The organism is Micromonospora sp. RTP1Z1, assembly GCF_033804685.1.
Lineage (GTDB): Bacteria > Actinomycetota > Actinomycetes > Mycobacteriales > Micromonosporaceae > Micromonospora.
This window is the reverse complement of record NZ_JAPFQV010000074.1, coordinates 20,463-31,582: the sequence shown is the minus strand read 5'-3', so window position 1 is coordinate 31,582 and position 11,120 is coordinate 20,463. Positions and strand designations below refer to the sequence as shown.

Here is an 11,120-nt window from a genome sequence, read left to right as displayed (position 1 = left end):
GCACCAGCCCGGGTACGGCGCCGTCCCGCCGCCCCCGCCTGGCCACGGCTACGCGCAGCCCGCGTACGGCCACGGGCAGCAGTACGGCTACCACGGCCACTACAAGCGGAAGAAGCACAAGGGCGGCTTCCTCGGCGAACTCTTCGACTGACGCCGCGACGGTCGGGTCGGTACGCCGCCGACCCGGCCGTTCCCGCGTCACCGTCGGTGTGCCGACCGGCTCCGGTCGTGGCACGCTGCTCCACATGACGGCCATCCGCCAGCACGAGGCGCTGCGGCAGGCGTACGACGGGATCACCGCGGTGGTCAGCCGGCTCGACGACGCGGCGCTGCAGACGCCGACCCGCTGCCGCGGCTGGCTGGTCGCGGATCTGCTCTTCCACGTCCTCTGCGACGCGCAGCGGGCGCTGGTCGCGCTGGCCAGCCCGGTCGACGGCCCGGCCGACGTGGACGACGTCAGCTACTGGCGCTCGTTCCCGATGGGCGGCGACGGCGACGGCGCGAAGCACGCCTGGTGGGCCCGCCGGTCGGCGGCCGCCTTCGACCGTCCCAGCGGGGTGGTCCGGATCTGGTCGGACACCGCTCCCGCCGCCGTCCGGGCGGCTGCCGCGGCCGACCCGGACGGGTTCGTCACCACCCAGGGGCACGTGCTGCGGGTTCCCGACCTGCTCGCCACCCTGACCACCGAGGCGGTGATCCACCACCTCGACCTGGTGGTGGATCTGCCCGACGCCCCGCTCCCGGCCGAGTTGCCCACCCGGGTCGCGGCGGCCCCCATGGACGGCCTGCTCACCGACGACGCCGTCCGCCCCGCCGGCTGGGACGACCGGGACTACCTGCTCCGGGCGGCCGGGCGGGTGCCGCTGACCGACCGGGACCGCCTCGAGCTGGGCGAGGCCGCCGGCTGGTTCCCGCTGATCGGCTGACCCCGCCGCTCACAGCTCGGCGGGCAGGCCGAAGTCGGGCAGGGCTCAGCCGATGGCCATGTCGACGAAGCGCGACAGGTGCAGCTGGGCGGCGACCGTCACGGTGTCGGTCGGACCGTTCCGGTGCTTTGCAACAATAAAATCGGCCTCGCCCGCCCGCGGCGACTCCTTGTCGTAGTAGTCGTCGCGGTGCAGCAGGATGACTACGTCGGCGTCTTGCTCAATTGACCCGGATTCGCGCAAATCCGACAGCTGCGGACGCTTGTCTGTGCGCTGCTCCGGACCACGGTTCAGCTGGCTCACCGCGATGACCGGGCACTCGACCTCCTTGGCCAGCAGCTTGAGGCCACGGGACAGGTCGGCGACCTCCTGCTGCCGGCTCTCGGTGCGCTTCGGTGAGGTCATCAGCTGGAGGTAGTCGACCACGATCATCTTCAGGTCGTGCTTCTGCTTCAGCCGCCGCGCCTTGGCCCGGATCTCCATCAGGTTCATGCTCGGTGTGTCGTCGACGAAGAGCGGCGCCTCACTGATCTCGCCCATGCAGCGGGCCAGCTTGGTCCAGTCGTCGTCGGAGAGCTGCCCGCTGCGCAGCACGTGCAGCGGCACCCGGGCCTCGGCAGAGAGCAGTCGCATGACGATCTCGACCTTGCTCATTTCCAGCGAGAAGATCGCGGCGGCCTGGTTGGCGCGGATGGCCGCATGCCGGGCGAAGTCCATCGACGCGGTGCTGTTGTGCGTGGGGATCATGGCCCGGCCGGCCAGATAAAGGTGAGCGGGGTTGTCCACCGTGACGCAGCGGACCGGCACGCTGGCCACCGGCCGGACGTCCACGATGAAGCGCGAAGTCGTCCGGACGTCCGACGAGGTCCGCCGCCGGGCCGCGTGCGTCGTACGCTTTCTGACCAGCCGGAAGACCGTGTCGGGCGTGGAGAAGTTCAGGGTGTACGCAATCGACGAGGCCTCGGTACGGCCCGGCACCCGCTTCTCGTTGGCCGTGCAGCGGTAGCCGAGGCTCACCAGGAGCTCCCTGACATCCTCGGCCAACCGCTTGGAGGTCGAGGTGTACTGGAGGTTGCCCGTTGGAGCCACCGTCCCGTCGGTGTCCATCAGGCCGGCCAGCAGCGCCCGACGCTGGGCCTCCGAGGCCCGCAGGTAGTCCCGCGGGATGTGCTTCTCCGCCGCGACCCCGATTCGCCGTAGCAGGGCGAGGAAGGAACCGTTCTGCTCATGACACGCAGCGCAACGCTGGATCGCCGAATTCTCCCGCAGGGCCCGGGTAGAGCAGCCGCAGTCGGCACAGGTGCGGTCAGCCGTGGCGGCGGGAGCTGGCGGCACGATGGTGTACGCCATCGGCCCGCTGCGACGTACGACGAAGCCGTCTCGCGCGACCAGGTCGATCATCTCGGCGTCGGCGGTGGTGAACCGGCTCGCCCCGGTGTGCCCGTCGCCGAGCCAGACGCCGAGGACATAGGGGGGGACGAGCAGGTCCCGCTCGGGCAGTTGGAGCGGCCCGCAGTTCTCGACCGCGTGGTTCAGCCGGCGGTCGGCCGTGTCGGTACGCAGGGTGGCGGCGATCTCGGCGGTCGTCACGACCCCGTCGTGGCGCACCCGGGCGCCATCGTTGACCTGACGCTCGGCCCGCTCGCGGAGTCCGGTCAGGAGCGGCCCGGCGGGGTAGCCGGGCGCGCTCCAGTTTCGCGCCTTGCCCGCCCGGGTCACCGGCCGGGTGATCCGACCGTTGGCACCCACCTGCCGGGCGACGGTGTGCAACACGTTCCGGAACTCAGGGCCAACCTGCTCGACGGCCTGCGCGAAGGTGACCAGACGCTGCGGCTCGGCACCGACCGTGGCCTCGGCCGCGCGCACCTTGGCCAGGGAAGACTCCGACCAGTAGTGGCGTTTACGCGCCTCGGGCTGCCGACGACTGGCCCGGGTGGTCGTCTTCCAGAGGTGCTCGGCGTCCGCCACGATCACCGAGCCGTCCGAGAACTCCACCTCGTAGCAGGGGCGGTCGTGCATCACCTCGAACGCCGCGGTGACGGTGGTCGGGGTGCCGTCCGCCGCCAGCAGCCGGTCACCGACTGCCACCTCGCCCATGGTGGTCCAGCCGTCGGGCGTCGGCAGCGGGGTGTCGAGCGCGAGCGCCTTTCCGAGACCCGGTCGCCCGGCCACGATGATGAGCTGGCCCGGGTGCAGGCCGTTGAGGAGCCGGTCGAGGTCGCTGAAGCCGGTCGGCACCCCGGTCATCATCCCACCATGTGCGCCCACCGCCTCGATCTCGTCGAGGGTCGGCTGGAGCATGTCGGCGAGCACCGCGAAGTCCTCGTTGACCCGCCGCTCGGTGATGTCGTAGACGGCCTGCTGGGCCAGGTCGACGATGTCGTCCACGTCCCGGCTGCCACCCTGCCCGGTGCCGTACCCGAGCTGGACGATCTTGGTGCCGGCCTCGACCAGCCGACGCAGCACAGCCCGCTCGCCCACGATCCGCGCGTAGTAGGCCGCGTTCGCGGCCGTCGGCACACTGGCGATGAGCGTGTGCAGGTAGGGCGCGCCGCCGATCCGGGCCAGGTCGCCGGAGTCGGCGAGGGCGGCCGCGACGGTGATCGGGTCGGCCGGCTCGCCCCGGCCGTAGATGTCGAGGATCGCGTCGAAGATGGTGGCGTGCACCGGGCGGTAGAAGTCGGTGGACTTCAGGATCTCGACGACGTCGGCAATGGCGTCCTTGGAGAGCAGCATGCCGCCGAGAACGCACTGCTCGGCGGCGACGTCCTGGGGTGGGGTCCGATCGAAATGCCCCTCGCGGGGCGCCGGCGCGGACTGCTGCCCACCAGACCGCTCCGTCCGCATGTCGTCGGCGACCGACACGGGTCCCCCTCACTGCGTTCGGATCCGGTCCAGGTCTACCGCCGGCGTCTGACAACTTCCGACGACCCTCCGTCGATCGGGGGCCACCGCCGGACGGTCGGGGGCCAACCATACGGAACCCGAGGTCAGCCACTCAACAACGTCGGTGGACAAGCCTCGGGACAACCTGTGGACGCCGGTACACAGGCATGTGCGCAGGGTGTGCACAGCATGTGGACAAGAGCTGGGGAATTCCGGCCGAGAATGCTCTGACCAGCGGTTATGCAATCCCCACCCTGTGGACGGAAGATTTTGGGTCGGGCCGAGGCGCCGATCGTCCCGTACTATCTCAGCGAACGGCTACACCTCGACAGCGGATTGCACTTTCGGTTGAGAAGGGTCACGCTCCGGCCGTGAGCTACCGGGACTGGGGAAGCGGGGAGGGCAGCCCGCGCGAGCGCCAGCCGATCGACCCCTGGGACGATCCCGCCGAGCCGCTCCAGGTCGACCCGTACGCGTCGGACCGTTACCGCACCCCCAGCCGCCGCCGCGCCAGCGAGCGGGGCCACGATGAGCCGGTCGACCCCTACCTTCCCCGCTGGGCCCTGGAGTCGGGGATCATTCGGGCGGACGGCGGGGGCCGGCACTCCGCCCCCGACGACGACGAACCCGACCGCCCGCGTACGGACGACAGGTGGCGCGCGCCCGCCGAGACCGGCTGGCGCCGGGAGTCGGACCGGCCCGAGCCGCGCGCCATCGGCGCCGGCACGGCCGGCGAACACACCGGCGAGTGGACCCTCGACACGCCGCAGGATCAGGGGTACGTCGGGAGCCGGCGCGCCGAGTCCGCCGGGGGCCACCCGGTCTCCGGTCCCGCGCCGCTGAGCCGGCCGCGTCGCGCCCCGTCCCGTAGCCCGCAGGTGATCTGGTCGGGCGTGGAGGACTCGGCTTCGTCCGAGGCGGCGCCCGACCGCTGGGACACCGGGCGGCCGTACCGGCGCAGCCGGCGGGCGGCGGCCGATTCGTGGTCGCGGCCGGCGACCGATTCGTGGGAGCGGGGCGGGCCGGCCGAGCCGGATCCCGCCGAGCGGCAGGCGGTCGACCCGTGGGACGCCTCCGGGGTGCAGGCCTGGGACCGCCCCGCGACCGGCGGGCGATGGGACCAGGCGGACGGCACCGGGCGCTGGGACCGGTCCGACCACACCGGTGAGTGGGACCGGTTCACCGACACCGGCCAGTGGGACCGCTTCGCCGACACGGGCCGGTTTGACCGGTACGCCGAGGCCGACGAGTGGGACCGGACGGTGCCGCCCACCCCGCTGCGGGAACGGGGGACCGAGGGGTGGTCGTCAACGAAGCAGGCCGAGGGTTTCTGGTCCGGGACCCGGTTGGCCGGCGACGATCCCCGCTGGGTGGATGCTCCGTCCTCCGCGCCGCGCTCACCCGTGGTCGCCTACAGCGCGCCGCGCCCGCGTACGGTGCCGCAGCGCCGGGTCGAGCCGGTGGACGGTGGCCGAGGCACCGGCGGGGCGTCGGTCCGGCGGCGGATCGAGACGATCGGCGGTGGGTCGTGGGGCCGCCGGCTCGAGGACGACCTGCTGGACCCGGATCCGGGCGGGCCGATCCGCTCGCTGGTCTACACGGCCGCCTGCTACCTGGTGCCCGCGGTGCTGGTCTTCCTCTGGCTGCTGACGCTTGACGGGCAGGCGCCGTCGGGCTGCGTCACCGACATCACGGGCGGGGGCTGTGACTCGCCCCGGGCGCACGCCTTCAGTTCGCTGATCGCCGGCGCGCCGCGGTTCGGGCTGGCGCTGGCGAGCAGCCTGGTCATCGCGGTGCTGTTGCGCCGGGTCGGGACGACCTGGCGGTCGGCGACGGTGGCGCTGGCGGCGGCGGTGGTCGGTGGCGGTCTCTCCACGGTGATGATCAGCGCGCTGACCGGCCAGCCGATCGGCTGAGCGACGGCCCCGCCCCGGCGAGGCCTAGAGGTGGTGCGGCGCCGGCCCACCCGCGCGGCGTTCCAATGCGGAAGGGCCCGCACCGTTTCCGGTGCGGGCCCTTCCGTGGTGCTGTCGGGATGTCAGCCCTGGACGACGTTGAGGTCGAACTTGGCGGTCACCTCGGGGTGCAGCTTGACGCTCACCGGGTAGGTGCCGGTCGACTTGATGTGACCGGGCACCTCCAGCCGACGACGGTCCAGGACCGGGCCGCCGGCCGCCTTGACGGCGTCGACGATCTCGGCCGGGGTGACCGAGCCGAAGAGCCGGCCACCCTCGCCGGCGCGGACCTTCAGGGTGACCTTGAGACCCTCGAGCTGGGCCTTGACCTCGTTGGCGTGGTCGAGGTCGCGGATCTCCCGGGCCGAGCGGGCCCGCTTGATGACCGTGACCTGCTTTTCCGCGCCCTTGGTCCAGGTGATCGCGAAGCCCTGCGGCAGCAGGTAGTTCCGGCCGAAGCCGTTCTTGACCTCGACGATGTCACCCGGCGCACCGAGACCGGACACCTCCTGAGTAAGGATGATCTTCATGTCGGTGCCTCCTCTCAGCGGGCCGTGGCGGTGTACGGCAGGAGCGCCATCTCACGGGCGTTCTTGACCGCACGGGCGATCTGTCGCTGCTGCTGCGAGGTGACGCCGGTCACCCGCCGAGCGCGGATCTTGCCGCGGTCGGAGATGAACTTGCGCAGCAGCGCGGTGTCCTTGTAATCGATATAGGTGATCCCGTCCTTGTCGAGCGGGTTCACCTTCTTCTTCGGCTTGCGAAGGGCCGCAGCCTTGGCCATTGACCTTGCTCCTGGTTTGCGATCGCGGGCGCTCGGCGCCATTAGAACGGGGGCTCCTCATCAAAATTGCCGCCCGAACCGGCACGCGCGGGAGACGGCGCAGCAGAAGCCCACGGGTCGTCGGAGTTGCCTCCGCCGCCCTGGCCACCACCACCGCCGCCGCCACCGAAGCCGCCGCCACCGCCGCCGGAGCGGGACATCTTCTGCACCTTCGCCGTGGCGTAGCGCAGCGACGGGCCGATCTCGTCGACCTCGAGCTCGATGACGGTGCGCTTCTCACCCTCGCGGGTCTCGTACGACCGCTGACGCAGCCGGCCCGAGACGATCACGCGGGCGCCCCGCTGGAGCGACTCGGCGACGTGCTCCGCCGCCTGCCGCCACACGGTGCAGGCCAGGAAGAGCGGCTCGCCGTCCTTCCATTCGTTGGTGGTCTTGTCCATGAACCGGGGCGTCGAAGCGACCCGGAACTTGGCGACCGCCGCACCCGACGGGGTGAATCGCAACTCGGGGTCATCGGTCAGGTTGCCGATGACCGTGATGGTGGTGTCTCCTGCCATGACCATCTCCTCGCGCACTCATCAGTCTCCGCCGTACAGGCTCTCAGAGCCGTACGACAGAGCCGGTGAGGCTGATCCGGGCGAACCGGGGTTGAATGCTTAGCGCATCTCCGGCCGGATGACCTTGGTGCGCAGCACGGACTCGTTGAGCCGCAACTGACGATCCAGCTCAGCCACCGCCGCAGGCGTCGCCTGCAGGTCGATGACGGCGTAGATGCCCTCGGCCTTCTTGTTGATCTCGTACGCGAGGCGCCGGCGGCCCCACACGTCGGTCTTCTCGACCGAGCCACCCGCGGTCCGGATCACGTTCAGGTACGTGTCGAGCGACGGGGCGACGGTGCGTTCCTCGAGGCTGGAATCGAGGATCACCATGATTTCGTAATGACGCAAGACGTGCTCACCTCCTGTGGGCTATGCGGCCACGGTCCTTCCGCGGCAGGAGGTCTGCGTCGTGCCCGGTCCGGTACCGGGGGGACCCGGCCGAACGCGGACAACTGCACCAGGATACCCGGTCGGGACGATCATCACCCGGGCCGGTCGGTGGGACCGGCCGGGCGCGGCGACAGGGGTCCACCGCCGGCGTCGAGCACCGGTGGTGGACCCCTGTCCACGAGGCCGCGGGGCGTCCCGTCCGCATTCCTTGGGTGGGACCTGGGGAGGAACGACCACACCGATGAGGTTGGATCGAGGACGCCCCGCGGAGCTTTATTGTGTTGTCAGCTGATCTGACCATACAACGGCTCTCGTCACCGCTTGGGGCAAATGGAGGAATTTGCCCCGCCCGCTGTCTCGATCGTTCGATGGGTGACGCGACCGAGCCAGGGCGGCGCGTCGACCATCGATCCCACCTCGCACAACGACCGCCCGCCCGCCGGGTGACGCGCCCGGTCGCCACCACACGGGCCCCGGCGTCGTCGGTCCGGGGTGTCGGGACACGGTCGCCGCCGTCACCCCGCACGTCGGGGGCGCGACGTAGGCTCCCCTGCATGCGAATCGGAGCCCACGTCGATCCGACCGACCCGCTGGCCGAGGCCGCCGCCCGCGACGCCGAGACCGTGCAGTTCTTCCTCTCCGATCCACAGGGATGGAAGGCCCCGAAGCCCCGGGAGGACGCCGAGCGGCTGCGCGGCGCGGACGTCGACCTCTACGTCCACGCGCCGTACGTCATCAACGTGGCCACGCTCAACAACCGGATCCGGATTCCCAGCCGCAAGCTGTTGCTGGGCCACGCCACGGCGGCCGCGGCCATCGGCGCGAAGGGGCTGATCGTGCACGGCGGTCACGTCAACGCCGGTGAGGACCTGGCGGTCGGCTTCGACAACTGGCGGAAGACGTTCGCGTACGCGGCCGACTCCGGCGGCTTCCCGCTCCCGGTTCTGATCGAGAACACCGCCGGGGGCGACAACGCCTGCGCCCGACACCTGGACGCGCTGGCCCGGCTCTGGGACGCCCTCGGAGACCACGAGGTGGGCTTCTGCCTGGACACCTGCCACGCTCACGCCGGCGGCGAGGAGCTGCTGGGGTTGGTCGACCGGGTCAAGGCGATCACCGGCCGGATCGACCTGGTGCACGCGAACAACTCCAAGGGCGCCTTCAACTCGGGGCAGGACCGGCACGACAACCTCGACGGCGGCACGATCGACCCCGAGCTGGTGGTGGCGGTGATCCGCGTGGCCGGCGCCCCGGTGATCGTGGAGACGCCCGGTGGGGTCGACGGACAGGCGGCGGACATCGCCTTCCTGCGCGGACAGCTCGGCACGGGGATGCCGGCGGCATGACCACCGAGCAGTCGGACGCGACGGACGGCGGCCGGGCCGGCTCGACCACCAACGACGACACCCGGCTGCCCGTCGGGTCCGCCGGCACCGACAGCAGCCCCGCCGCTCGGGCGACGGACGGCACCACCGCCGGAGGGGCCGCGAAGGACCAGTCGGCGGCCGCGTCGACCGCCGACGGCGGGCCCGCCGTCGGAGAGGCCGTCGCCGGCGCGGCCGCCGGGGACGGACCGGCCGCCGGGAGGACCGGCGAGGGCGGCACCACCGACCGGAGCTCGGCCGGCACGACGGGCGGGACCACCGCCCGGACGGACGAGCCCGCCGGGACGGACGGCGGGTCGAAGACCGCCGCCGACGGCGACGGTGCTGGGACCGCCGCCGGGCAGACCGGCAGGGCAGGGACGGCCGGCAAGGCCGCGGCCAAGGATGCGCCCGCCGAGGGTACGGAGCAGGCCGACCCCTGGTCCGCCTTCGGCCCCGCCTCCGACCCGGTGCTCACCCGGCCTCGCCGGGCGGTCCGCGCGGTGGGCCGGTGCCTGGTGCACGAGTGGACCCTGGCGGGCGTCGCCGCGCTGGCCCTGGCCGTCCTGCTCACCTGGCCGACGCTGCGCTACCCGCTCTACACGCTGCCGCAGGACTACTGGGACCCGAGCCTGCAGTCCTGGCAGATGGCCTGGTCCGGGCACATCCTGCTGACCGATCCGGCGCAGCTCTGGCAGTCCAACACGTTCTTCCCGGAGAAGTGGAGCTTCGCCTTCTCCGACACCCTGCTCGGGTACGCCCCCGCCGGCATGATCGGCAACGGTCCCGAGGCGGCGGTGCTGCGCTACAACATCATGTTCGTGCTGGCCCACGCGCTCGCCACGCTCGGGGCGTACGCGTTGGCGCGGCAGTTGGGCGCGGGCCGGATCGGGGCGGCGGTGGCCGGGGCCAGCTACACGTACGCCCCGTGGCTGCTGGCCCAGGCCGGGCACCTGCACATCGTCTCCAACGGCGGCATCCCGCTGGCGCTGGCCATGCTCGCCCGGGGTCACGGCTGGTCCCTGCGGTACGGCTACCGGCCGGGGCGCCGGCACGACGGCTGGGCGTACACCGGCTGGATGGTGGCGGCGTGGCAGCTCAGCCTGGGCTTCGGCATCGGCCTGCCGTTCGCCTACCTGCTGGCCGGCATCGTGCTGGTGTCGGCGGTGATCTGGTGCGTCCGGCGTTGGCTGGTCCGGCCGACGAAGCGACCGTTCGGCGCTCGGCTGCTCCTCGCCGACCTGATCGGCGGCGCGCTCTTCGCCGCGGTGGGCGCGTTGCTGGCCGTACCGTACTTCAAGGTCGCCGAGCTGCACCCGAACGCGGAGCGGACGATCGGCGACATCGCCATCTACTCGCCGCCGGCGAGCGGCTTCTTCACCGCGCCGGCGGAGTCCCGGATCTGGGGTGGTCTGCACGAGGGGGCGCGGGCCGCGCTGCCCTGGCACCCGGAGATGACCCTGCTGCCCGGCTTCGTGCTCTACGCGCTGGCCGCCGGCGGCCTCTTCTTCTCGGTCTGGCGGCTGCGGCACCGGCTGCTGCTGCTCGCCGGGGTGCTGGTGACGATGGCCCTGGCGATGGGCACCCGGTTCTTCCACGGCACCTTCACCTACGTGCCGCTCTTCGAGCACCTGCCCGGCTGGAACGGGCTGCGGACGCCCGGCCGGATGATGCTCTGGACCACCCTGTTGCTCGGGCTGCTCGCCGCGGGCGCGGTCACCGCGTTCGCCGCCCGGGTACGCGAGCTGGTCGCCGAGCGGGTGCCGCCGTGGCCCGGGCCCTGGCTGCGGCTGGCCACCCTGCTGCCGCTGCTGCTGGTGATCGTGGAGGGGCTGAACACCACCCCGCACCCGGTGGTGCCGGTGCAGCCGGCGGCGATGCGGACCGTGGACGGTCCGATACTGGTCCTGCCGAGCAGCCAGAACCTGGACCAACCGGTGATGCTCTGGTCGACCAGCCGGTTCCCGGAGCTGGTCAACGGCGGCAGCGGCTTCACCCCGGACACCCTCGCCAAGGTCCGCGAGCTGACCCTCGGCTTCCCGGACCAGCCCAGCGTCGACTACCTGCGCACCCTGGGCGTCCGCAACGTGGTGATCCTGCGTGGCCAGCTGGCCGGCACACCCTGGGAGCGGATCGTCGACAATCCGGTCGACGGGCTGGGCGTCACCCGTGAGGAGGTCGGCGACGCGGTCGTCTACCACCTCTGACCCCGGCCG

Annotated in this window: 9 protein-coding genes; 4 read left to right on the top strand and 5 right to left on the bottom strand. The window is 72.0% G+C overall.

Annotated elements, in window-relative coordinates:
- Positions 1 to 245: 245 nt before the first annotated feature.
- Positions 246 to 926 (top strand): maleylpyruvate isomerase N-terminal domain-containing protein, encoded by a 681-nt coding sequence (locus SLP03_RS27425; protein WP_319463530.1) that lies wholly within the window; start codon positions 246 to 248, stop codon positions 924 to 926.
- A 45-nt stretch (positions 927 to 971) separates the two neighbouring features.
- Here SLP03_RS27425 and dnaB read toward each other — a convergent pair whose 3' ends face one another.
- A complete protein-coding gene (gene dnaB, locus SLP03_RS27420) occupies positions 972 to 3,791 on the bottom strand; it encodes a replicative DNA helicase (RefSeq protein WP_413644754.1) in 2,820 nt (939 codons plus the stop codon).
- Positions 3,792 to 4,183: 392 nt separating this feature from the next.
- Here dnaB and SLP03_RS27415 point away from each other — a divergent pair, with 392 nt between their 5' ends.
- A complete protein-coding gene (locus SLP03_RS27415; protein WP_319463529.1) occupies positions 4,184 to 5,728 on the top strand; it encodes a hypothetical protein in 1,545 nt (514 codons plus the stop codon).
- A 122-nt stretch (positions 5,729 to 5,850) separates the two neighbouring features.
- On the opposite strand, the gene rplI is transcribed toward SLP03_RS27415, so the two are convergent.
- The 4 genes from rplI to rpsF all read right to left on the bottom strand — a co-directional run bounded on the left by rplI (position 5,851) and on the right by rpsF (position 7,498).
- The gene (gene rplI, locus SLP03_RS27410; protein ID WP_319463528.1) at positions 5,851 to 6,297 is read right to left on the bottom strand and encodes a 50S ribosomal protein L9; all 447 of its coding nucleotides are present in this window, start codon (positions 6,295 to 6,297) and stop codon (positions 5,851 to 5,853) included.
- 14 nt (positions 6,298 to 6,311) lie between these two features.
- Positions 6,312 to 6,551 (bottom strand): 30S ribosomal protein S18, encoded by a 240-nt coding sequence (gene rpsR / locus SLP03_RS27405; protein WP_007073789.1) that lies wholly within the window; start codon positions 6,549 to 6,551, stop codon positions 6,312 to 6,314.
- A gap of 41 nt (positions 6,552 to 6,592) precedes the next feature.
- Positions 6,593 to 7,126 (bottom strand): single-stranded DNA-binding protein, encoded by a 534-nt coding sequence (locus SLP03_RS27400; protein ID WP_319463527.1) that lies wholly within the window; start codon positions 7,124 to 7,126, stop codon positions 6,593 to 6,595.
- Positions 7,127 to 7,207: 81 nt separating this feature from the next.
- Complete coding sequence (rpsF, locus tag SLP03_RS27395) at positions 7,208 to 7,498, bottom strand: 30S ribosomal protein S6 (protein ID WP_120683045.1); 291 nt, start codon at positions 7,496 to 7,498, stop codon at positions 7,208 to 7,210.
- Positions 7,499 to 8,094: 596 nt separating this feature from the next.
- Here rpsF and SLP03_RS27390 point away from each other — a divergent pair.
- Entirely contained in the window at positions 8,095 to 8,886 is a 792-nt protein-coding gene (locus SLP03_RS27390) for a deoxyribonuclease IV (protein WP_319463526.1), read from the top strand.
- A gap of 65 nt (positions 8,887 to 8,951) precedes the next feature.
- Complete coding sequence (locus SLP03_RS27385) at positions 8,952 to 11,111, top strand: hypothetical protein (protein ID WP_413644755.1); 2,160 nt, start codon at positions 8,952 to 8,954, stop codon at positions 11,109 to 11,111.
- The last annotated feature ends 9 nt before the right edge of the window (positions 11,112 to 11,120 follow it).